General features: G+C 63.3%; 22 protein-coding genes and 1 pseudogene. 12 read left to right on the top strand and 11 right to left on the bottom strand.

Translation table 11 applies throughout. The features are described 5' to 3' along the window. Positions 1–21: 21 nt before the first annotated feature. Positions 22–792, bottom strand: a complete 771-nt coding sequence (locus ACTHLA_RS10880) for a hypothetical protein (protein WP_440188699.1) — start codon at positions 790–792, stop codon at positions 22–24. A gap of 105 nt (positions 793–897) precedes the next feature. On the opposite strand from ACTHLA_RS10880, the gene ACTHLA_RS10875 reads away from it, so the two are divergent. After that, a complete protein-coding gene (locus ACTHLA_RS10875) occupies positions 898–1,485 on the top strand; it encodes a YdeI/OmpD-associated family protein (protein ID WP_440188696.1) in 588 nt (195 codons plus the stop codon). Here ACTHLA_RS10875 and ACTHLA_RS10870 read toward each other — a convergent pair. After that, positions 1,482–2,216, bottom strand: a complete 735-nt coding sequence (locus ACTHLA_RS10870) for a TerC family protein (RefSeq protein WP_440188693.1) — start codon at positions 2,214–2,216, stop codon at positions 1,482–1,484. The genes ACTHLA_RS10875 and ACTHLA_RS10870 overlap by 4 nt on opposite strands. A gap of 293 nt (positions 2,217–2,509) precedes the next feature. Between ACTHLA_RS10870 and ACTHLA_RS10865 the strand changes: the two genes are divergently transcribed. The 6 genes from ACTHLA_RS10865 (at position 2,510) to ACTHLA_RS10840 (ending at position 8,219) form a co-directional block, all read left to right on the top strand. After that, a complete protein-coding gene (locus ACTHLA_RS10865; protein WP_440188690.1) occupies positions 2,510–3,064 on the top strand; it encodes a F0F1 ATP synthase subunit delta in 555 nt (184 codons plus the stop codon). 20 nt (positions 3,065–3,084) lie between these two features. After that, on the top strand, positions 3,085–4,617 hold the full coding sequence (atpA, locus tag ACTHLA_RS10860; RefSeq protein ID WP_440188687.1) for a F0F1 ATP synthase subunit alpha: 1,533 nt from the start codon (positions 3,085–3,087) through the stop codon (positions 4,615–4,617). A 24-nt stretch (positions 4,618–4,641) separates the two neighbouring features. After that, complete coding sequence (locus tag ACTHLA_RS10855; RefSeq protein ID WP_440188684.1) at positions 4,642–5,517, top strand: F0F1 ATP synthase subunit gamma; 876 nt, start codon at positions 4,642–4,644, stop codon at positions 5,515–5,517. A 12-nt stretch (positions 5,518–5,529) separates the two neighbouring features. Then, on the top strand, positions 5,530–6,978 hold the full coding sequence (atpD, locus tag ACTHLA_RS10850) for a F0F1 ATP synthase subunit beta (protein WP_440188681.1): 1,449 nt from the start codon (positions 5,530–5,532) through the stop codon (positions 6,976–6,978). Between the two features lies 1 nt (position 6,979). Beyond that, the gene (locus tag ACTHLA_RS10845) at positions 6,980–7,255 is read left to right on the top strand and encodes an ATP synthase F1 subunit epsilon (RefSeq protein ID WP_440188678.1); all 276 of its coding nucleotides are present in this window, start codon (positions 6,980–6,982) and stop codon (positions 7,253–7,255) included. Between the two features lie 136 nt (positions 7,256–7,391). Continuing rightward, entirely contained in the window at positions 7,392–8,219 is an 828-nt protein-coding gene (locus tag ACTHLA_RS10840; RefSeq protein WP_440188675.1) for a PhzF family phenazine biosynthesis protein, read from the top strand. Here ACTHLA_RS10840 and ACTHLA_RS10835 read toward each other — a convergent pair. From ACTHLA_RS10835 to ACTHLA_RS10805, 7 genes are all read right to left on the bottom strand, one after another. Then, entirely contained in the window at positions 8,216–8,731 is a 516-nt protein-coding gene (locus tag ACTHLA_RS10835; RefSeq protein ID WP_440188672.1) for a pyridoxamine 5'-phosphate oxidase family protein, read from the bottom strand. The genes ACTHLA_RS10840 and ACTHLA_RS10835 overlap by 4 nt on opposite strands. Positions 8,732–8,833: 102 nt before the next feature. Next, on the bottom strand, positions 8,834–9,322 hold the full coding sequence (locus ACTHLA_RS10830) for an RNA pyrophosphohydrolase (protein ID WP_440188669.1): 489 nt from the start codon (positions 9,320–9,322) through the stop codon (positions 8,834–8,836). 46 nt (positions 9,323–9,368) lie between these two features. Further along, positions 9,369–10,625 (bottom strand): divergent polysaccharide deacetylase family protein, encoded by a 1,257-nt coding sequence (locus tag ACTHLA_RS10825; protein WP_440188666.1) that lies wholly within the window; start codon positions 10,623–10,625, stop codon positions 9,369–9,371. Positions 10,626–10,663: 38 nt separating this feature from the next. Continuing rightward, complete coding sequence (locus ACTHLA_RS10820) at positions 10,664–12,139, bottom strand: S41 family peptidase (protein ID WP_440188664.1); 1,476 nt, start codon at positions 12,137–12,139, stop codon at positions 10,664–10,666. A 68-nt stretch (positions 12,140–12,207) separates the two neighbouring features. Further along, positions 12,208–12,468: a DUF6587 family protein gene (locus ACTHLA_RS10815; RefSeq protein WP_440188661.1), complete on the bottom strand. Its 261-nt coding sequence runs from the start codon at positions 12,466–12,468 to the stop codon at positions 12,208–12,210. Positions 12,469–12,471: 3 nt separating this feature from the next. Beyond that, positions 12,472–14,316, bottom strand: a complete 1,845-nt coding sequence (gene feoB / locus ACTHLA_RS10810) for a ferrous iron transporter B (RefSeq protein ID WP_440188658.1) — start codon at positions 14,314–14,316, stop codon at positions 12,472–12,474. After that, positions 14,316–14,555, bottom strand: coding sequence for a FeoA family protein (locus ACTHLA_RS10805; protein ID WP_440188655.1), 240 nt, complete (start codon positions 14,553–14,555; stop codon positions 14,316–14,318). Before ACTHLA_RS10805 ends, feoB begins: the two co-directional genes overlap by 1 nt. 228 nt (positions 14,556–14,783) lie before the next feature. Between ACTHLA_RS10805 and ACTHLA_RS10800 the strand changes: the two genes are divergently transcribed. The 4 genes from ACTHLA_RS10800 to ACTHLA_RS10785 are packed head-to-tail and all read left to right on the top strand — an operon-like array spanning position 14,784 to position 18,308. Beyond that, on the top strand, positions 14,784–17,024 hold the full coding sequence (locus tag ACTHLA_RS10800; protein ID WP_440188652.1) for a catecholate siderophore receptor Fiu: 2,241 nt from the start codon (positions 14,784–14,786) through the stop codon (positions 17,022–17,024). A 9-nt stretch (positions 17,025–17,033) separates the two neighbouring features. Beyond that, the gene (locus ACTHLA_RS10795; RefSeq protein ID WP_440188649.1) at positions 17,034–17,714 is read left to right on the top strand and encodes a Fe2+-dependent dioxygenase; all 681 of its coding nucleotides are present in this window, start codon (positions 17,034–17,036) and stop codon (positions 17,712–17,714) included. A 44-nt stretch (positions 17,715–17,758) separates the two neighbouring features. Then, on the top strand, positions 17,759–18,019 hold the full coding sequence (locus ACTHLA_RS10790) for a type II toxin-antitoxin system ParD family antitoxin (protein ID WP_440188646.1): 261 nt from the start codon (positions 17,759–17,761) through the stop codon (positions 18,017–18,019). Then, the gene (locus ACTHLA_RS10785) at positions 17,997–18,308 is read left to right on the top strand and encodes a type II toxin-antitoxin system RelE/ParE family toxin (protein WP_440188643.1); all 312 of its coding nucleotides are present in this window, start codon (positions 17,997–17,999) and stop codon (positions 18,306–18,308) included. The genes ACTHLA_RS10790 and ACTHLA_RS10785 overlap by 23 nt, the downstream gene beginning before the upstream one ends. A 95-nt stretch (positions 18,309–18,403) precedes the next feature. Here ACTHLA_RS10785 and ACTHLA_RS10780 read toward each other — a convergent pair whose 3' ends face one another. Further along, positions 18,404–19,333, bottom strand: coding sequence for a tyrosine recombinase XerC (locus ACTHLA_RS10780; RefSeq protein ID WP_440188640.1), 930 nt, complete (start codon positions 19,331–19,333; stop codon positions 18,404–18,406). 261 nt (positions 19,334–19,594) lie between these two features. Next, the gene (locus ACTHLA_RS10775) at positions 19,595–20,275 is read right to left on the bottom strand and encodes a DUF484 family protein (protein ID WP_440188637.1); all 681 of its coding nucleotides are present in this window, start codon (positions 20,273–20,275) and stop codon (positions 19,595–19,597) included. Between the two features lie 92 nt (positions 20,276–20,367). On the opposite strand from ACTHLA_RS10775, the pseudogene ACTHLA_RS10770 reads away from it, so the two are divergent. Continuing rightward, positions 20,368–22,539, top strand: a pseudogene (locus ACTHLA_RS10770) (primosomal protein N'). The last annotated feature ends 12 nt before the right edge of the window (positions 22,540–22,551 follow it).

Here is a 22,551-nt window from a genome sequence, read left to right as displayed (position 1 = left end):
TCCATCAGATCGAAAAGCGCTCTAAGCGGCGACGTCGAGCGACTGACCGGCGGCGGGCGCGGCCTGTTTCAGGTCGCGGTCCATATCATCCATATCCTTGCGCAGGTCTTTCAGCGCGCCGTCCATATCTTTGAACGCCTCGTCGGTCGCCTTGTCCTTCGGTCGGCCCTTGGCCTGGATGCGCGCGGCGGAGACGATCTTGTCCTCGATCTCCTGCACGGTGGCGCGCAGGGTCTTGACGAAGTCCAGCCCATCGGCGCCGAACTGCTGCTGATAGGCGCCCAGCACGGAATTATACAGGGATTGCGGGTCGGATTTAACGGGCGCCGCATCGGTTTGAGGCGAAGGTTCCTGATCCGCCGTCCCGCTCTGCGCCGTCGGCGCGCTCGCCGCCGCCCGAGCGGTCAATACGCCGCTGACCAGATCGCCGCCCAGACCCTGCTCGTCCTTGAGCGCATCCTTATATTGTTTCAGCGCGGCCTTCAGGTCGCGAAACACCTGCGCCAGCGCCTTCGCCATCTGTTTCGGGTCGGCGGAGAACAGCTTTTTCAGGACGTTCATCCGCTTCATGATCGCCTGAATCTCGGCCTTGGCGCGCGACTTGGCCTGCTCGGACGCGCTGAGTTTTGGACTGGACAGGGCCTGCTGCGCGTCGTCGGCGATCTCTTTCTTTTGCGCCCCTGCCTTCGTCACCCGCTCGTATTTCGCCTGCGACATGCCCGGCGGCCCGTTATAAGTCTTTTGGGGTGTGATCAGCGGCGCGCCGCTGTTCGTGCGTATCCAGTCGTCCACGTCCCTGAGCCTTCTGCCGGGGAGAATATGTCGCAGGTGTAACACGGCGGACTTAACAAGCCGCAAAGACTTGCGACGTGGCGGCGAAGATGAAAATATGTCGCCATGACGAAAGCAAACCCCAAGGTCGATGCGTGGATGGCGCGCGAAAAGGCATGGCCCGCTGAATGCGCGGCTTTGCGCGAGGTCGCGCAGGCGAGCGGTCTGACGGAAGATTTCAAATGGGGCCAGCCCTGCTATACGCTGGATGGCCGCAATATCGTGCTGATCCACGGCTTTAAAGACTATTGCGCGCTTTTATTCTTCAAGGGCGCGCTGATGAAGGATCCCAAAGGCCTGCTGATCCGGCAGACCGACAACGTCCAGTCGGTGCGGCAGATACGCTTTACCGACCTGGCGCAGATCGAGGCGCTGCGCGACGATCTGAAGGCCTATATCGAGGATGCTATCGCCGTCGAAACTTCCGGCGCCAAGGTCGAGCGCAAAGCGACGGAACAGTTCCCGATGCCGGAGGAGCTGGCGGCGCGGCTCGATGCGGATTTCGCGCTCAAGACCGCTTTTCACGCACTGACGCCGGGACGGCAGCGCGGCTATCTGCTGCACATCGCCTCGGCCAAGCAAGCCAAGACCCGCGAATCCCGGATCGACAAGTGCGCGCCGAGAATTCTGGCGGGCAAGGGGCTGGACGACTAATCCTTCGCCGCTTTCCTGCGCAGCATCTGCAAGACCTCGATAAAGCCCGCAAACGCCATCGCGGCATAGATATAGCCCTTGTCAACGTGCTGACCGAAGCCTTCCATGATCAGCATGACGCCGATCATCAAAAGGAAGCCGAGCGCCAGCATCACGACCGACGGGTGTTTGTGGATAAAGGCGGCGATCGGTCCGGAGGCGACGAACATCAGGCCAACCGCGATCAGCACGGCCACGATCATGATCGGCAGGTGGTCGGTCATGCCTACAGCCGTCAGGATTGAGTCGACTGAAAAGACGAGATCAAGCAGCAGGATCTGCACGATGGCGCTGGCCAGACCGCTTATGGCCTTCTGCGGCTTTTTGTCGCTGTCGCCATGGGCCTTGCCATCCGTGCTTTCGATGATTTCGGTGGTGGCCTTGTAAAGCAGGAACAGGCCGCCCGCCAAAAGGATCAGGTCGCGCCAGGAAAAACCGTGGCCGAACAGATGCAGCACCGGCTGCTTCAGCGATACGATGATGAAGACCGAGCCGAGCAGGGCGACGCGCAGGGCCAGGGCGCCGAACATACCGATTGCGCGGGCGCGCGGCCTTTGCGCTTCGGGCAGCTTGTTGGTCAGGATGGAGATGAAGACCAGATTGTCGATCCCTAAGACGACCTCCATGACCACGAGAGTCAAAAGCGCGGCCCAGGCGGCGGGGTCGAGTATAAGCGCCGTTATAACGTCCATTTGAGGCTAATCCGATAGGGTTTGTGGTCTTTTAAGCTGACCGGTAAGGCTTTAATTCAGATAAAAGAAAAGTCGTAAATCACAAGGCGCGTCTTCAAAAGATATTTTGACGTAAAAGCCTTAAGCGTCGGGTTGCGGCCTCAAAAAGCCTATGCTAAGGACGCGCGCGGCCAAGGGGGCCGAAGGCGCGTGTCTGCGCCCGTCTCCCTATGCCCGGCGCGGCTTCGCGCCAACATCATCCGAACCCGGAGCTGCAACCGGGCTGCCACTTTGAAATTTTTTAGGAATTTGGCGTGAACGATCAATATCGAGAAACCGAAGCCGGTGAGCGTTACGCCCGCGCAGCCTTCGACCTCGCGCTGGATCAGAAGATCCTCGACAAGGTTCAGGCCGACGCCGAGACGCTCAAGGCGCTTTTGACGGAAAGCGCCGAGCTGCGCGCCGTGGTCGCCTCGCCTTTCTATAAGTCCGAGGTCAAGCTGAACGCCCTTCTGGCCGTCGCCGCCAAGGCGAAGCTTCAGGAGCTGACCAAGAAGACGCTCGGCGTCATGGCCGCCAATGGCCGTCTCAACCACCTGTTTCCGCTCATCACCGCCTTCAACAAGCTGTACGCCGCCCATAAGGGTATTGTCAGCGCCGAAGTCACCTCGGCGGCGGCGCTTTCCGACGAACAAACCGCCAGCCTGAAGGCCGCCTTGACCAAGGCGCTGGGCGGTCAGGCCGACATTCGCACCCAGGTCGATCCCGCGCTGCTGGGCGGCCTGAAGGTTCGCGTCGGTTCGCGTCTGTTCGACGCCAGCCTCAAAACCAAACTCGATTCCCTTAAATTCGCCCTGAAAAAAGCTTAAAGCAGAGAGCGTAAAAGATCATGGACATTCGCGCTGCCGAAATCTCGGCCATTCTCAAGCAACAAATCGCAGGCTTCGGCGAAGAGGCCGATGTCTCCGACGTCGGTTCGGTTCTGTCGGTCGGCGACGGCATCGCCCGCGTCTATGGCCTCGACAAGGTCCAGGCCGGTGAAATGGTCTCCTTCCCCAAGGCGGGCGTCAAGGGCATGGCCCTGAACCTGGAAAAGGACAATGTCGGCGTCGTTATCTTCGGCGAAGACCGCGAAATCCGCGAAGGCGACGAAGTGCGCCGCCTCGGCGAAATCGTGCAGGTGCCGGTCGGCAAGGGCCTGTTGGGCCGCGTCGTCAACCCGCTGGGCGAGCCGATCGACGGCAAGGGCCCGATCGAAGCGACCGAATTCCGCCGCGTCGACGTCAAGGCGCCCGGCATCATCCCGCGCAAATCGGTGCATGAGCCCGTGCAGACCGGCATCAAGGCGATCGACACCCTGATCCCCGTCGGTCGCGGCCAGCGCGAACTGGTCATCGGCGACCGTCAGACCGGCAAGACCGCCGTCTGCATCGACGCCATCCTGAACCAGAAGGCCGTCAACGAAGGCACGGACGAAAAGGCGAAGCTGTACTGCATCTACGTCGCCATCGGCCAGAAGCGCTCGACCGTCGCCCAGATCGTCAAGTCGCTGGAAGAAAACGGCGCGCTCGACTACACCATCGTCGTGTCGGCCACCGCGTCGGAACCGGCCCCGCTGCAATTCCTGGCCCCGTTCGCGGGCTGCGCCATGGGCGAATATTTCCGCGACAACGGCATGCACGGCCTGATCATCTATGACGATCTGTCCAAGCAGGCCGTCGCCTATCGTCAGATGTCGCTGCTGCTGCGCCGTCCGCCCGGTCGCGAAGCCTATCCGGGCGACGTCTTCTACCTGCATTCGCGTCTGCTGGAGCGTGCGGCGAAGCTGAACGACGACAATGGCGCGGGTTCGCTGACCGCCCTGCCGGTGATTGAGACCCAGGCCAACGACGTGTCGGCCTACATCCCGACCAATGTGATCTCGATCACCGACGGCCAGATCTTCCTCGAAACCGACCTGTTTTATCAGGGCATCCGTCCGGCGGTGAACGTCGGTCTGTCGGTGTCGCGCGTCGGCTCGTCGGCTCAGATCAAGGCGATGAAGCAGGTTGCCGGCGCGATCAAGGGCGACCTTGCCCAGTATCGTGAAATGGCCGCCTTCGCCAAGTTCGGCTCCGATCTTGACGCCGCCACCCAGCGCCTGCTGGCCCGCGGCGCGCGCCTGACCGAGCTTCTGAAGCAGCCGCAATATTCGCCGCTCAAGGTCGAAGAGCAGGTCTGCGTGATCTATGCCGGTACGCGCGGCTATCTCGACAAGGTCGCCGTTTCGGATGTCGGTCGCTTCGAGAAGGAATTCCTGTCTCTGCTGCGCACCCGTCACACCGACCTGCTGGACGCGATCCGCACCCAGAAGGCTCTGTCGGCTGAGTTGGAAGACAAGCTCAAGAGCATCGTCTCCGATTTCGCCGCGAACTTCGCTTAAGGCCATAGGGAAAGCTAGACACTCATGGCCAGCTTGAAGGACATGCGCAATCAGATCGGAAGCGTGAAAGCCACGCAGAAGATCACGAAAGCGATGCAGATGGTGGCGGCGGCCAAGCTCAAGCGCGCGCAGGAGACGGCGGAAAACGCCCGTCCCTACGCGAAGCACATGGCTGCGGTCATCGCCAACCTCGCCAAAGGCGTTTCGGGCGATTCCGCGCCCCAGATGCTGGTCGGCAACGGCTCGACCCACTATCAGCTCGTCGTCGTGGCGACGGCGGATCGCGGGCTTGCCGGCGGCTTCAACTCGAACATCGTGCGCGCCGCGCGTGAGTTCATCAATGCGCAGATCGCGGCGGGCAAGAATGTCCGCATCATCTGCGTTGGCCGCAAGGGCCGCGACCAGCTCAAGCGCCTTTACAGCGACCGCATCGTTGAAAGCTTCGACATGTCGGGAACCAAGGTGCTGACCATGGACGCCGTCAAACCGATCGCCGAGCTGATCACGGCGGAGTTCCTCGAAGGCCGCGGCGATGTCGTCACCCTGTTCTACTCGAACTTCAAGTCGGTGATCGCCCAGGTGCCGACCTCCAAGCGCCTGATCCCCGCCGACGTCGATCTCAGCGCCGCCGAGGACATTCACGGCGCCGTCTATGAGTACGAGCCGAGCGAGGAAGAACTGCTGGAAACCCTGCTGCCGCGCAATCTCGGCGTTCAGTTGCTGGCCTCCATGCTGGAAAACAACGCCGGTTTCTACGCCGCCCAGATGAGCGCGATGGACAACGCCACGCGCAATGCCGGCGAAATGATCAACGCTCTCAATCTCCAATATAACCGCAAGCGTCAGGCCCAGATCACGACCGAACTGATCGAGATCATCGCCGGCGCCGAAGCCCTCTAAGGATAGACATTCATGTCCGCTCACCAAAAGATTTCGGCTGCGACCGGCAAGATCGCCCAGATCATCGGCGCCGTCGTGGACGTCGAGTTCGACGGCCACCTGCCCGCCATCCTCAACGCGCTGGAAACCACCAACACCGCGTCCGGCGCCCGTCTGGTGCTGGAAGTCGCCCAGCACCTCGGTGAAAACACCGTGCGCGCCATCGCCATGGACGCCACCGAAGGTCTGGTGCGCGGTCAGGCCGTCACCGATCTCGGCGCGCCGATCACCGTGCCGGTCGGTCCGGCGACGCTGGGCCGCATCATGAACGTCATCGGCGAGCCGATCGACGAAGCCGGTCCCATCGACACCAAGTTCTTCAACCCGATCCACGCCGACGCCCCGGCCTTCGCCGATCAGGCGACCTCGGCGGAACTGCTGGTCACGGGCATCAAGGTCGTGGACCTGATCTGCCCCTACGCCAAGGGCGGAAAGATCGGCCTGTTCGGCGGCGCGGGCGTCGGCAAGACCGTCACCATTCAGGAACTGATCAACAACATCGCCAAGGCCTATGGCGGCTATTCGGTGTTCGCCGGCGTCGGCGAGCGCACCCGCGAAGGCAACGACCTCTATCACGAAATGATCGAGTCGAAGGTGAACGAACTGGGCGGCGGCGGAACCTCGCGCTGCACGCTCGTTTACGGTCAGATGAACGAGCCTCCCGGCGCCCGCGCCCGCGTGGCTCTGACCGGCCTCGCTCAAGCCGAATATTTCCGTGACGTCGAAGGCAAGGACGTTCTGTTCTTCGTCGATAACATCTTCCGCTTCACCCAGGCCGGTTCCGAAGTGTCGGCGCTGCTGGGCCGTATTCCGTCGGCGGTGGGCTATCAGCCGACCCTGGCGACCGAAATGGGCAAGCTGCAGGAGCGCATCACCTCGACCAATAAGGGCTCGATCACCTCGGTTCAGGCCGTGTACGTGCCTGCCGACGACCTGACCGATCCGGCGCCTGCGACCTCGTTCGCCCACCTGGACGCCACCACGGTTCTGTCGCGCTCCATCGCCGAACAGGGCATCTATCCGGCGGTCGATCCGCTCGATTCGACCTCGCGTATTCTCGATCCGCGCGTCGTCGGTCAGGAACACTATGAGACCGCCACGCGCGTGCAGGAAATCCTGCAACAGTACAAGGCGCTCAAGGACATCATCGCCATCCTCGGCATGGATGAACTGTCGGAAGAAGACAAGCTGATCGTCGCCCGCGCGCGCAAGATTCAGCGCTTCATGTCGCAGCCCTTCCACGTCGCCGAAGTCTTCACCGGTACGCCGGGCGTGCTGATGAAGATCGAAGATACGATCAAGGGCTTCAAGGGCATCTGCAACGGTGAATATGATCACCTGCCGGAAGCCGCCTTCTATATGGTCGGCACGATCGAGGACGCCATCGCCAAGGCTGAAAAGCTGGCGGCGGAAGGCAAGTAAGATGTCGGATAAGCTCCACGTCTCGCTGGTCACGCCGGAAGCCGAGCTGTTTTCGGGCGAGGTCGATCAGGTGGTCGCCCCCGGCTCCGAAGGCGAGTTCGGCGTGCTGGCCCACCACGCGCCGTTCATGACGACGCTGGCCGAAGGCTCGGTGACCATTCTCGACGGCGTTACGCGCCGCGTGTTTCAGGTGCAGGGCGGTTTCGCCGACGTCAACGAAGACGGCATGACCATCCTGGCTGAACACGCCGTCGAATATGTCGAGACGGTCCACTGATCTTCTTACGGGGTTTGGGGCCAATGGCCCCACATCTTCCTTTTCAATAGAAAAAGCCTCGCCTTTGGGCGGGGCTTTTTCTATTGAAGGGAAAGTCTTGGGGCAACTGGCCCCAAACCCCGTAAGAGGTCAGTCGATGCGCCCGTTCAAACTCGTCGATGTGTTCGCGACCGGTCCGTTCAGCGGCAATCCCTTGGCGGTGATCTGCGACGCCGAAGGACTGAGCACGGACGAGATGCTGAGCATCACCCGCTGGCTGAACCTGTCCGAAACGACCTTCATACTGCAGCCGACAGACGAAGCCGCCGATTACTGTGTGCGCATCTTCACGCCCGACCGCGAACTGCCCTTCGCCGGGCATCCGACTTTAGGGACGGCGCATGTCTGGCTGGAAAATGGTGGGCGACCAAAGACGCCGGGCCGGATCGTGCAGCAATGCGACATTGGCCTCGTCCCCTTGCGTCACGCAGATGAACTGGCCTTCGCCGCCCCGCCGCTGATCCGCTCAGGCCCTGTCGATGAGGCCGATCTCGAAGACGCGCTGGCCGTGCTGCAAATCGAACGTGCGGCGGTGGTCGATGCGCGATGGGTCGATAACGGTCCCGGTTGGCTGGGCGTGCGGCTGGCGTCCGCCGACGCCGTGCGCGCGGTCAGGCCGCTGGGCAGCTACCCCAAACGCATGGATATCGGCGTGGTCGGACTGGAAACCGGCGGAGGGACCGACGTGGAAATCCGCGCTATCTTCAGCGATCAGACCCTAGCCTTACGCGAAGACCCGGTGACCGGCAGCCTCAACGCTTCGGTCGCGCAATGGCTGCTCGGCGCGGGCCTGCTCAACGCGCCCTATACTGCGGCGCAAGGGACATGCCTTGGCCGCACCGGGCGAGTGCGCGTCACGCAGGACGCCGACCATATCTGGATCGGCGGCGCGACCCGCACCCTGTTCAGCGGGACCACAACCTAATGCAGATCGACGCGGCCCTGCTCGCCGATATCGGGGGCCTGACCGCCCATCATCGCCTTCAGATAGGCCATGCCGGTCGCCAGAACGCCCGGTGAGTCGATAAATTCCGCAGTATCGGCGTCGAAGCGCAGCAGGCGCAGGTTCGGGTCGTCGCGGCCTTCCGGGAACCAGGCCCTGGCCATGTCCGTCCAGTATGCGTCAATCTTCGCCTTATCGTGCTCGATCATCGCCTGACCGCTGATCGAGACGTAGGACTGCTTGTCCGGATCGGCATAGGTCAGCAGCGCCATCGGATGCGCTTGCACCTCCTCGGCTTTACGCGAATCCGCCGAGGTGAAAAACCACAGGATTCCATCAAAGCCATCGTCCTTTTTCGGATTAAGCGCCATCATCGGCCGGGCGTGGAAGATGCGCCCCGTTTCGTCGAAGGTCGCCAGTTGCGCCACCTTGATGTCCTTGATCAGTTTCCAGATGCGCGTGCGCGCCTCATCGCCGTAAATCGTATCCATCATGCTCTCCTTTGCTGTCGCCAAAGCATGACGACCGCCGGACAAGGATGCGATGGGCAAGGGCCTCCCTGCCGCTCAGGCGGGCCTAAAGACGCGGACGGACAGTCAGAGGCGGGCGTAGTTCGCGAACTGTGCGATCACCTGTTCATAGCTGCCGCGCTTGAAATGCACGACGCGGCTGAGCACACTGTCCAGATCGCACCATTCCCAGCGCGAAAACTCCTGTTCGCCGTGGGTTTGCAGGTCGATTTCGCTGTCCTCGCCGGTAAAGCGCAGGGCGAACCAGATCTGCTTCTGGCCGATGAAGTTGCGGCCGATCTTCTTTTGCGCCAGCACTTCGGGCGGAAAATCATAGACGATCCAGTCCGTCGTGCGACCGAGGATGTCAACCGAACGGATGCCGGTCTCCTCGTAAAGCTCGCGCAAGGCAGCCGCCTCCAGGTCCTCACCGTCATCGACCCCGCCTTGCGGAAACTGCCAGGCGTGATTGCCCGCCACGCCGAAGCGGTGCCCGAGCCAGACCTGACCGGCGGCGTTGAAGACGACGAGGCCGACATTGGGGCGGTAGCCGGCGGGACCATCGGAACTGTTCATAGGGTCTGGTTACGCCCGCGCGGCCTTATGCGTCAAGCGTCTAAAATCAATGCGTTAGCGCCGAGGCGGGCGCCAGTTGGATGCCGCGCGCATTTAACCCCTGCGTCCACTGGATCGCGGCGGCGACTGTGACCGGATAGGCGAAACCCGTCCCCAGCGCCTGCCCGCGGCTCTTGGCGGTCGCCTCCAGCCCGCTCAGTTGCGCGGCGATGGCCGTGGCGTTCAACTGGTTGTCGATGATGCGGTCCGCCGAGGCGCGGCCCCAGGCGCCGCTGAGACTGCGCGCCTGCCCGTCGTCGATAAAATCGACCCCGCGCTGCTTGAGCGTGTTCATGAAGACGCTGACCCCGGCGCGGTCCTTGAAGAAGGCGCCGCCCTGATAATTGCTCAGGGCGAAATAGCCGGTGGCGCGCGACAGGGTCCAGTTCAGATGGCTGATCAGGTCGTCGGGGCGGGCGTTGGCCATCAGGGTCTGCGGCCCAGGATCGTTGTCGGGATAGTTGGTCGGCTGCATCGGCGCCTCGATCATCACCTCATGCCCGGCGGCGCGCGCCAGGTCGATCCACCCTTGCAGGCCGTTGGCGTAGGGCACGAAGGACAGGGTGACCTGCGGCGGCAACTGTTCGATGGCCTGTTTGGTCATGGATGGATTGAGGCCCAGGCCGCCGACGACCAGCGCCACCATCGGGCGACCGTCGCTGCGGAATGGCCGCGCATAGGCCGAAGCCGGGGTGACGCCATTGGGCGCGATAATCGGCAAGGGGCCGTTCGGCGTCGTCTGGACAAGGCCCGCAATCGGCGCGACCGGCAAAGGCGAGGCGGGCTGTTTCGGCCCTGCCGGAGCGGGCGCGTCGCCGCCGTCATCGCCGGGCAGGGTGATCACCGCCGCGTCGTTCGCCGACGGATCGGCGTTGATAAAGGCGTCAGCGGAGGCGTCGCCGAAATCGCCGAGCGAATCGAGCGCGAAATTCTGCGGCTGGTCGGAGGGGGCGATATTGGTCGAGGGCGCGGCGGCTTTGGGCTTATCGAGGTGAATGCGCACGCTGGGCGAGGCGGCGTCGGGATCGCCCGCCACATTCAGAAAGACGATGACGCCGAGGGCCAGGGCCGAGGCCGCGCTGACCGGCGCGACGTAAGGTTTGCGCAGGACAGCCAGAACCTTGTCAAGCAAGGCGCGCGGATCGAACTTCGCGCCGGAGGAGCGGCGCGGCGCGGGCGATGCGGGCGGGGTTTTCGGTTTGGCGAACATGCGACGCAGACTGACGGATTTGATGCCGCCAGTCTGCCGAAACAGGGTTAACAAACACTAACGGAAGCTGAACGCCGACGTGAAATTCGCTCTTATCCGCCGTTGGACGACGCGGACGACGATGAGGTCTCGCCACCGCTTGACGCTGAAGCGGATTCGCTGCTGGCGCTGCTGCTGCTCGCGCCGCCGACGCCCGCCTTGGTCAGCTTGGCGAAGCGGCTGCCGGGCTTGTCGGCCAGATCGGCGGTCAGCAGCACGACGCCTTTCGGATGCGCCCTGACCTCGGCGACATTGCCGCCCGCCGCCAGCACGTCGAGGCCGCGTTGCAGCTCGAAATCGCCCTTTTTCGTATCGAAACCGTCGGGCGGAACCTCCTGCTCGGTCGGTGGGACGCGCTTCTTGCCTTCGTCGGCGTCCAGCGCGTTGGCGTAAGCGGCTTCGGTGTATTGCAGGGCGGCGGTGGCGATATATTTGGCCTGATCGCGCGACTGGGCGACGACGAGGTCGGGCGTGATGCCGGTCTTCTGGATCGAGCGGCCCGACGGGGTGTAATAGCGCGCCGTGGTCAGCTTGACCGCGCGGTTGTCGCCCAGTTCGATCACGCTCTGCACCGAACCCTTGCCGAAGGTGGTTTCGCCGACGATCTCGGCGCGATGCTGATCCTGCAAGGCGCCGGAGACGATCTCCGCCGCCGAGGCCGTGCCGCCATTGGTCAGCACGACCAAAGGCAGGCCGTTCAGCATATCGCCCTTCTTGGCCTGATAGCGGATGATGTCGTCGGGCTGGCGTCCGCGCTGCGAGACGATTTCGCCGCCTTGCAGGAACATGTCCGCCACGCCGACCGACTGCTCCAGAAGGCCGCCCGGATTGTTGCGCAGGTCGAGGATCAGCCCCTTCATCTTCGGGTTCTGCTTCATCAGGTCGGCGAGCGCGCTCTGCGCCTCGGCGGCGGTGTTTTCCTGGAAGGAGGCGATGCGCAGGTAGCCGTAATCGCCCTCCATGCGCGTCTTGACCGACTTCACGGTGATGATTTCGCGCGTCAGGGTGACGTCGAACGGCTGATCCTTGCCGGTGCGCACGATGGTCAGGGTCAGTTTCGAGCCAGGGTCGCCCTTCATCTTGCTGACCGCGTCGTTGAGCGGCAGGCCGAGGATCGAGGTTCCGTCAATGGCGGTGATGTAATCGCCCGGCTCGATGCCGGCCTTCTGCGCCGGGGTGTCGTCCATCGGCGTCACCGCCTTGACCGCGCCGTCCTCGCCGGTGACCTCAAGCCCGATGCCGCCATAGGAGCCGCGCGTCTTTTCCTTCAGATCGGTATAGTCGTCGCCGTCGAGATAGTTGGAGTGCGGATCGAGGCTGGCCAGCATGCCTTGCAGGGCGGCGGAAATCAGCTTCTTGGAATCGACCTTGACCACATAGTCCTTCTCGACCAGGCTCAGCACATTGCCGAACAGGGCCAGTTGCTCATAGTCCTCGGACTTGGGCGAGAAGGCGGGTTGGCTGGCATAGGCCACGGCGCCGACCGCCAGAGCCAGAGCGGCCACGCCGCCAAGATAGAACTTTTTCATTCAGAAGCCTCGAAGGGAACGCATCGCCATACTTCATATAAGAGTGTGACTGTGGCGTAAACGGGGCTTTATCGCTTGCGGGGCGCTTCGGTCTTGAGCGCTTCCAGCGCCGACAGGCTGCAGCCCGTACAATTGCCGCAGCCGTCGCCGCAACCCGAGGCGGGCGCGTTGGCCGGTTGCAGGACATGGCTCAGGCGATGCAGGCCGCGCCGGTCGAGCGTCTTGGCAATGCGGCCCTGAAGATCGCGCATCGTATCGGGCAGGTATTTGCGCGCGACCTGCCACAGGCTGAAGGCGACGATCAGGGCGATGATGACGGTCTGCCACATGGTCTAGAACCTCGATGCGATCTGATAGACGATCAGCGCGGCGATATAGGCCAGGCCGAACAGATAGCCCGCCGTCACCGCCACCATTTTCCACGAATTGGTCTCGCGCCGGATCACGGCCAGGGTGGACATGCACTGCGGCGCGAACACGTACCACGCCATCAAGGACAGGGCGGTGGCCAGGCTCCATTGGGTCGAGATCAGATGACCGAGCGCCTGCGACACCGTATCCTCGCTGCCCTGCACCGCATAGACGGTGCCGAGCGCCGAGACGGCGACCTCGCGCGCGGCCAGACCGGGGATCAGCGCGACGCAGATCTGCCAGTTGAAGCCGAGCGACGCGAAGATGGGATGCAGCAGGTGGCCGATCATGCCCGCCACCGAATAGTCGATGGCCGGTCCCGTCGCGCCCGCCGGCTTGCCGGGGAAGGTGGTCAGCACCCACAGCAGGGTGTTGGCGGCGAAGATGATGCCGGTGATGCGCTTCATGAAAATCTGCGCGCGCTCCCACAGGCCGATGGCGAGATTGCGGATGGACGGCAGGCGGTAGGAGGGCAGCTCCATCAAAAGCGGATGCTCGCTGCGGTCGCGGCGCGTCCATTTCAGCACTGTGGAGACCATCAGGCCGCCGCTGATGCCGATCAGATACATGCAGAACAGGATCAGGCCGCGGAAGCTTAAGAAACCAAGCACGCTGCGTTCGGGGATGAAGGCCGAGATCAGCAGCACATAGACCGGAATGCGCGCCGAACAGGTCATCAGGGGCGCGATCAGTATGGTGGTGATGCGGTCGCGCACATCGTGGATCGAGCGCGTCGCCATGATGCCGGGAATGGCGCAGGCATGGCTGGACAGGAGCGGGATGAAGGAGCGCCCGGTCAGGCCCGCCTTGGACATCAGATGATCAAGAAGGAAAGCGGCGCGCGGCAGGTAGCCGGACTCTTCCAGCACGAGAATAAAGAAGAACAGGATCAGGATCTGCGGCAGAAAGACGATGACCGAACCGAGCCCGCCGATCACCGCGTCGGCCAGAAAGCCCTTGAGCAGCCCGTCGGGCATATGGTCGCGCACCAGTCCCGCCGCCCAGTCGAAGGCTGCGGTGATCGCGTCCATGGCCGGGGTTGCACCGCTGAAAACCGCCTGAAACACCACGAACATGGTCAGGGCCAGGATCAGCAGGCCGAAGACCGGATGCAAAAGGATATGGTCGAGCCGGTCGTCGATCTTCGAGGTCCGCGTCGGCATGATCACGGCGGCGTCGAGCAGGCGGCGCGCCTCGGCGTGCAGGTCGAGATGGTCGTCGATCACCGGTTTGGGCGGGATGCGCCCCTGATCGATATGGCCGACAAGCGCCGCTGCGCCGCCCGATTTGACGGCGATCGTTTCGATGACCGGCACGCCCAGTTCGGCCTCCAGTTTTTCGCGATCCACGCGGATGCCGCGCGCGGCGGCGGCGTCCATCATATTGAGCGCCAGAATCATCGGACGGCCAAGCTTCTTGACTTCCAGCACGAAGCGCAGATGCAGGCGTAAGTTTGTCGCGTCGGCGACGCAGACGACCATGTCGGGCATGGCTTCGCCGGGACGTCTTCCTAAGCAGATGTCGCGCGTGATGATCTCGTCCGGGCTCATCGCCTCCAGCGAATAGGCGCCGGGCAGGTCCAGCACCGAGACGCGGCGGCCCGACGGAGCGGTGAACACGCCTTCCTTGCGCTCGACCGTGACGCCCGCATAGTTGGCGACCTTTTGGCGCGCGCCGGTGAGCTGGTTGAACAGGGCGGTCTTGCCGCAATTGGGATTGCCGACCAGCGCAATGGTGAGGGGACGTGCGATTGTCGTGGCGTCCATCAGCCGATCCTCTCCACCTGCACGCGCTCGGCCTCATTGCCGCGTAAAGCGAAGCGCGTGAAGCCGATGCGGATCAAAAGCGGCTCGCCGCCGAGCGGACCGCGACCGACGACCTCGACCGGCTCGCCCGGTACAAAGCCCAGTTCGCGCAGGCGCTGGCTGATGATGTCGCCGCCGGACGCATCGCGCACCTCAGTCACCAGGGCGGGCGTATCGAGCGGCAGGTCACGCAGGGTCATCGACAGGGAGCTCAAGAATGGTTTGCGAATGATTATCACTTTGAACGGCGCTTATCGTCCACAGGCGCGCGCGGGTCAAGTCACAGCCGGTTTCCGAACTGCGGCCTATCGTCATATAGGCGTTTGCGAATGAATATGCAAATTATTCGCAAAAATCCACTTGCAAGTGAGAATGATTCTCAATATGAACGAGGCCACAAGATTTCAAAATCGCAATGGTGACATGCAATGACCTCAGTTCGTAATCGCAAGCACGCGCTCAATCCTTACGCCCTTATGCTGACCGGCGCAGCGCTTGCCGCCTCGCCGCTGGCGCACGCCGATGCGGTGCTGGCCGATGGTTCGACCGAAGTGGTGGTCAAGGGCGAGAAGGCGCCGATGCTGAAGCGGACGGCGGCGCTGGTCGATACGCCGCAGACCATAGAAGTTATCAGAAAAGACCTGATCGAACAGCAGGGCGCGACCACCCTGACCGAAGCCCTGCGCAATTCGCCGGGCGTCGGCGCCTTCTATCTCGGCGAAAACGGCAGCACCTCGACGGGCGATGCGCTCTATATGCGTGGCTCGGACGTGTCGGGCAGCATCTTTGTCGATGGGGTGCGCGATGTAGCCACCATCTCGCGCGACATGTTCAACATCGAATCCATTGAGGTTCTGAAGGGCGGCGCGGGCGCGGATATAGGGCGCGGCGCGGCGACCGGGGCCATCAACCTGCAAAGCAAGCGTCCGTTGCTTGATAATCTCTATAGTGGGTCGGCCTCGGTCGGCGGCGGCGATTTTTACCGCGCCACGGCGGATCTGAACTGGCGCACGGGCGAGCACAGCGGCTTCCGGCTCAACCTGATGGATCAGGATGCGGGCGTGGCGGGCCGCGACGCTGTAAAGAACAAGCGCTGGGGCGTGGCGCCGACGCTCGGCTTCGGCATTAATACGCCGACGCGCGTGACGCTAGGCTGGCAGCATGTCGAGCAGGACAATGTGCCGGACGGCGGCGTCTTCACCATCGGTCTGCCCGGCTATACCTCGCCCGACGGCGCCGGATCGCGCGATTTCCTCACCAGAGCGCCGAGGGTGAATCCTGAGAATTTCTACGGGACGAAGGACGATCACGACACGGCGACGCAGGATTTGCTGACCGCCATAGTCGAGCATGATTTCCGCAATGGTTGGCGTCTCAGCAATACGACGCGCTACGGTAAGACCGATGAGGACTACCAGCTTGGCTCCTTCATGGGGCAGGCCGCGACCAGCACGCGCCCGCTGCTGACGCCCGACGCGAACGATCCTGCCACCTGGACGCTGACGCGGCTGGTCAATAACCGCAACACGACCAACGAAACCCTGGTCAACCATACCAATCTGGCCGGGCAGTTCGACACGGGCTTTGTGCATCACAGCGTCAGTATGGGTCTGGAGTTCAGCCGTGAAGAGCAGACGACGCGCGCCTTCGATACCTCCGCGGCGGCAGGCGCCTATCCGGCGGTCAGCGTCTATGATCCCGACCCGAATGTCGGCGGCTATACCCGCCGTCTGACCGGCGCCTATACGGACGGCGTGACCGATACGCAAGCCGCCTATATCAACGACACGCTCCGCCTGACGCCGAAAGTCCTGATCAATGCCGGTCTGCGCTACGACAATTTCCAGACCGATTATGACTCCATCGCCGCCGACGGGTCGAACGCCGCCGCGCCGCTTGAGGTGAAGGATGGCGTGTGGAGCGGGCGTCTCGGTCTGATCTATAAGCCCGCCAAGAATGGCAGCCTGTACGCCTCTTACGCCGAGACGACGCAGCCGCCGGGCGGGGCCAATTTCAGCCTGTCGGCGACGGCGGGCAACGCCAACAATCCCGACATCAAGCCGCAGGTTGCACGCAACTGGGAGGCTGGAACCAAATGGGAGCTGGCGCGTGGTCACCTGTCTCTGACCGGCGCGGTCTATCGCACACAATATTCGGATACGGTGACCCAGGACGCGGACAGCTCCTACTATCACAGCGGCTCGAAGTCCGCCGAAGGCGTCGAACTGGGCGCGGTCGGTCACATCAACCGCGAATGGACGATCCATGCGGGTTATACCCTCAACCACACCAAGGTGAGGGACGCAGCGGCGGTGACGGCGGACGGTTCAGGCGATCTGGCCTACAGTCCGACCGACTCCTTCACGCTCTGGACGGCCTATGAAGCGCATCACGGGCGCTGGCGTGGCCTGACGCTTGCGGGTGGACCGCGCTATAATGGCGAGATGAAGCGCGGCAGGGACGGCGCCGTCGGCACGCCCGCCTACACCAAGTCCTACTGGGTGATGGACGGTATGGCCAGCTATCCTCTGACCCCGCATGTCGTCGCGCAGCTCAACATCTATAACCTGTTTGACGCCGACTATGTGGCGGCGATCAACAAGAGCGGCTATCGCTATACGCCGGGAACGCCGCGCACGGTGCGCCTGACCCTGAACGTCAAATACTGAGTCGCAACCATGATGCTGCATATCCCGGAAGTGTTGTCGAAGGATGAGGTGCGGGCCTTGCGCGCACGGCTGGACGCAGGCCCCTGGGTCGATGGCCGCACGACGGTCGGAGCGCAGGGCGGCGGCGTCAAGCGCAACCGGCAGATCGACGAACATTCCGAACTGGGTCGCGAGTTGGGCGAGATCGTGCTCGCGGCCCTGAAGCGCAGTCCGCTCTTCTTCGCCGCCGCCCTGCCTCTGCGCATTGTTCCGCCGCTGTTCAACGCCTATGAAGGTGGCGAGACCTACGGCTTCCATGTCGATGGTTCGGTGCGCAATCTGCCCGGCGGCGCTGACAAGCTGCGCACCGACCTGTCGTGCACCCTGTTCCTGTGCGAGCCGGAAGATTATGACGGCGGCGTGCTGGAGGTGTCGGACACTTATGGTGTGCATGAGGCGAAATTACCGGCGGGCGATCTGATCCTCTATCCGTCGTCAAGCCTGCATCAGGTCACGCCGGTGACGCACGGGGCGCGGGTCTGTTCCTTCTTCTGGCTGCAAAGCCTGGTGCGCGACGAGACGCAGCGTCGCCTTCTGTTCGAACTGGACGCGACGATTATCCGCCTGCGCACGCAGCTTGGCGACAGCGCTGAGGTGCTGGGTCTGACCGGGCACTACCACAATCTGCTGCGCATGTGGGCGGAGGTGTAGGGTGCCGCCTTGGCAATTTTTGCCATTCGTGTTAGGTTCATTCCATGACAGCCACAATGAACATCTCCATGCCGGATTCGCTCAAGGCTTTCGTCGATGAACGGGTGCGCAGCGGCGGTTACGGTTCGCACAGTGAGTATCTTCGCGAACTGGTGCGCCGGGACGAGCAGCAGGCGGCGGCGGAACGTCTGCGCGCCTTGATCGCGGAAGGCCTGAATTCGCCGCAAGGCCGCGACTGGCGAGATCTCAAAGCCGACCTCCTGAAACGGGCGGCGGCGCAGGATGAAGCCTGTTCGCCTGCGTGAGGTCGCAGAGCGCGACATTGAGCGGGCTTTCAGCTATTATCTCAGGGAATCCGGTCCGGGGCTGGCAGTCGCGTTTATCGCGGCGGTGGACGCCATGTGGGCGCAGTTGGAATCGCATCCTGCATCGGGATCGCCGCGCTATGCCGAACAGCTTGATCTGCCTGGCTTGCGCGCAAGCCTGACGGAGCGCTTTCCCTATGTCGCGCTCTATGTCGAGCGCGACGATCATCTCGACGTCCTGCGCATCCTGCATCAGCAGCAGGACATACCCGCGCATTTGCAAGCTTAGAGCACCGATCTGAGAAGCTCAGATCGGTGCTCTAAGTCTTTGTTTTGTCGCTCTTCCTTATCCAAAAAGTGGAACCACTTTTTTGGGGAAACGCTCTAACCCTTCGGATGCGCAGCGGCATAGGCCGACAAAAGCCGCTCCGTATCGACCTGCGTATATTTCTGCGTCGTGGACAAGCTGGCGTGGCCCAAAAGCTCCTGAATGGCGCGCAGGTCGGCGCCAGAACCGAGCAGATGGGTCGCGAAGGAATGGCGCAGGGCGTGCGGCGTGGCGCGGTCGCTCAGGCCCAGCCGCGAACGCAGGTGCTGTACGCGCGCCTGCACATGCCGCGGCGATAAGTCCCCGCCGCGCTTGGCGCGGAACAGCCGGTCTTCGGGCTGCAAGGCAAATGGCAGTTGCGCTCTATAGGCCTCCACCGCCTCTCGCACGGCGGGCAGGACCGGCAAGAGCCGCATCTTGTTCCCCTTGCCGGTGACGCGCAGAGTCTCGCCCAGCGGCGCATCCCTTGCCAGTAGCGACAGCGCCTCGGAAATGCGCAGGCCCAGCCCGTACAGCAGCAGGAACACGGCCAGATCGCGCGCATTCTCCCAGTCCTCGCGATCCGAATCCATCTCCGTTTCATGCAGCAGGCCCAGCGCCTGATCCTCATTGAGCGGGCGCGGCAGGCTGGTCTTCAGGCGCGGGCCGCGCAGCAGTTCGACCTGCGCATTGGGCAGGTCGTGATGCAGGTCGAGCCATTTATGGAAGGATTTGACCGCCGACAGATGCTGGGCCAGCGAGCGCGCCAACAGGGGCGGCGTCTTACTGCGCAAATGCGCCATCCAGCCGCGCAGATCGGCGGAGGAAACCCTGACCACATCGTCGAGCGTCAGATTGCCGGAGACGGTCCCGCTCAGATGCGCGACATAACCCCGAAAAGCATGGCCATAGGCTTCGAGCGTGCGCGGTGAAAAGCGGCGCGCCTTCAGGCTGTCGAGCCAGGCGCGCCCCGCGTCGTCCGGGGAGGAGGCAAGATTCAGGGGCATAAAAAAATAGCTCCTCTGCGCCGAGGCGGCCTCCCTCCTCGTCCTTGCGGGCGGGGCGGAGTGGTGAGAGGGCTGTCTCCTTGCCGATCCTTGGGGGGGGCGTCGAGAAGGGAAGCCTCAGTGACGCAGAGGAGCATCCGGATGACCTTAAGATAGGTAAGGTTATGGGTCATTTTAAGACGGAATTGTGCGGATTTCATCTGCCTCGCGGTGATTTCACGGCGAATTGAGGCGGGGCCGGTCGCGGCGGGCGCCGTCACCTCAGCCCAGAACCGGCCAGCGGTCAGCGACGCGCTCGACCACGCGCGCGACAAAGGCGACCAGTTCGGCGCCCATATCGGCGGTGAAACCTTCATCATCACTGGAGCCGAACGCGACCAGACCGGGACGGCCTTCGCGCCACATCGCCGTGCGCAGCACCGCCGCGCTCTTGACGCGACGGACATCGTCTTCGAACAGCACGCGGCACACCCCTTCGGGGCCAAGCAGCGACAGGCCGTCCTCGCCGACGATATAATCTACCCCGCCATAGTCGAGCGTCTTCCAGCCCAGCGGCACCGGCGCGGTGTCCTCCAGCGCGATGACGGCCGAGATCAGGCCGAAGCGTTTGCGCGTTTCTTCGTTCAGACGGCGGGCCAGATCGGCGTGGTTGCGCGCCTCCAGCAGCGACAGGATCAGGGCGTGCGTCTCGCTCTGGGCGTCGAAATTCGCCTTGGCCGTCAGTTCAAGCTGGCGGCGCACGTCGATATCCTTCATGGCGCGCTGCTCAAGCTTGGCCAGAGCCGCCGGGCCGAAATCGATCAGATGCCGCTGACGCGGTTGCAGACCCAATGCCTCCAAAAGCGCCTTGTCGCTCTGCAACGAATCGGCGTGCTTCATCAGATGGCGGCGCAGGGCCTGCCAGTCGTCGAGGTCGATGGATGTCACGCCGTCATGGGTCATGGGCGGCACCTTAGAGTCGTCCTGCGGCGCTGTGAAGCGGTTTTGCGGAGCGGTTGAGACAAAGCTGCGGATTTCGTGTTAGAGGCGTCGCCATGAATCCCGCGTCCCCTATCGCAAAAGTCGTTGTTCTGGCGCCGATGCCCGAAGCGCTGGATTATCTTGTCCCGGACGGCATGGATCTGACGGCGGGCGATCATGTGCTGGCGCCTCTGGGTCACGCCAGGGTGCGCGGGCTGGTGATCGGCTTCGATCAGGACGGCGATGCGGCGCGGGTCAATCTCAAGCCCATAATGCAAAAGCTGGACGATCCGAAGGTTCCGGAAAACTCGCTGCATTTCTGGTTGTGGGCGGCGAACTGGACACTGACTCCGCCGGGCGTGTTTCTGAACGGCTGTCTGCGCGCCCTGAAATCTCCGCGCCCGCAGCCGAAACAGGGCTATGTGCTGACCGGGCAAGCGCCGTCGCGGCTGACAAAAGCGCGGCAGGCGGTGATCGACACGGCTCTGGTTCCGATGGGCTTGTCGGACCTGGCTCTGGCGGCGGGCGTCTCCACGGCGACTGTGTCGGGGCTGGAAAGGGACGGGGTGCTGCGGCGCGTCGATCTGCCCCGCGATGACGCCTATGCGCCGCCCGATCCCGATTTTGCGCCCTCCGCCCTGAACGCAGGTCAGGCCGCAGCGCACGAATTGCTGCGGCTGGAGCAGGCCAAGGGCCGGTTCGCGCCGGTGCTGCTGGACGGCGTGACCGGCTCGGGCAAGACGGAAGTTTATCTCGAAAGCGTCGCCGATGTGCTGCGCGACGACCCTGAGGCGCAGGTGCTGATCCTGCTGCCGGAAATCGCGCTGACTCAAGCCGTGATGGGGCGTTTGAAGGCGCGTTTCGGCGTCGAGGTGGCGCAATGGCACGCCGATATCAGCAACGCCAATCGCCGCCGCATCTGGGAAGGCGTGGCCGAGGGGCGCATCCGTCTGGTGGTCGGGGCGCGATCAGCGTTGTTCCTGCCCTATCAGAGGCTTGGCCTGATCGTGATCGACGAGGAGCACGACGGCTCTTACAAGCAGGAGGAGGGCGCGCGTTATCACGCCCGCGATCTGGCCGTCTATCGCGCCCGGCTGGATGGGGCGATGGTGATCATGGCCTCGGCCACGCCGTCTCTGGAGACCCTGACCAATGCGCAGCAGGGGCGCTATGCCTGGATAAGGTTGGAGCGGCGGCACGGGACCGCGCAACTGCCGGACATCGCCCTGATCGACATGAAGGCGCATCCTCCGGAAAAGGGGCGCTGGCTGTCGGACCCGCTGGTCGGGGAGATGCTAGCGACCCTGCAAAGGCGCGAGCAGGTCATGCTGTTCCTGAACCGCCGCGGCTATGCGCCCTTGGTGCTGTGCAAGGCGTGCGGCGAGAAGATGACCTCGCCCAAGACCGATTCCTGGTTAGTCGAGCATCGCTCCACAGGGCGGTTGGTCTGCCACCTGACCGGCTTTTCGATGAAGAAGCCGAAAACCTGCCCGCATTGCGGCGCACAGGACAGTTTGATCGCGGTCGGTCCGGGCGTCGAGCGGATTCTCGAAGAGGTGCAAGAGCGCTTTCCCGATGCGCGCGCCGAAGTGTTTTCGTCCGACACCACGCCGGACCCCGCAAGTTCGGCGGCGCTGATCGAGCGCATCGAAAAGCACGAGATCGACATTGTCATCGCCACGCAGGCGGCGGCCAAGGGGCATAACTTCCCCAATCTGACGCTGGTGGGCATTGTCGATGCCGATCTTGGCCTCAAGGGCGGCGACCTGCGCGCCGCCGAGCGCACCTTTCAACTGCTGCAACAGGCGACGGGCCGCGCGGGCCGGAAAGTGAAACCGGGGCGGGCGGTGATCCAGACCTATACGCCTGAGCATCCGGTCATGTAGGCGCTCGCGCATCAGGACCGCGAAGCCTTTTACATGTACGAGTCGATGTCGCGCGAGCTGGCGAAATTCCCGCCGTTCGGGCGGCTGGCGGCCTTGATCCTATCGGCGAAGGATCAGGCCCTACTCAACAGGTTTGCGCGCGAACTGGCCCTGTTCATTCCGAACAGCGACGGCATCGAAGTCTGGGGACCGGCGGACGCGCCGCTGGCCCTGGTGCGCGGCCAGTGGCGCAAGCGCTTTTTAGTCCGCGCCGATCGCAACCGCGATCTACAGGCCTTCGTCGCGCACTGGCTGGCGGCGATCAAGCGTCCCAATGCGGTCCGGCTGGTGGTGGATATTGATCCGTACAGCTTCTTATGACGCCCCTTGAAA

Origin of the sequence: Asticcacaulis sp. (assembly GCF_051956075.1) — a bacterium.
Lineage (GTDB): Bacteria > Pseudomonadota > Alphaproteobacteria > Caulobacterales > Caulobacteraceae > Asticcacaulis.
This window is presented reverse-complemented; position numbering and strand designations above follow the sequence as displayed.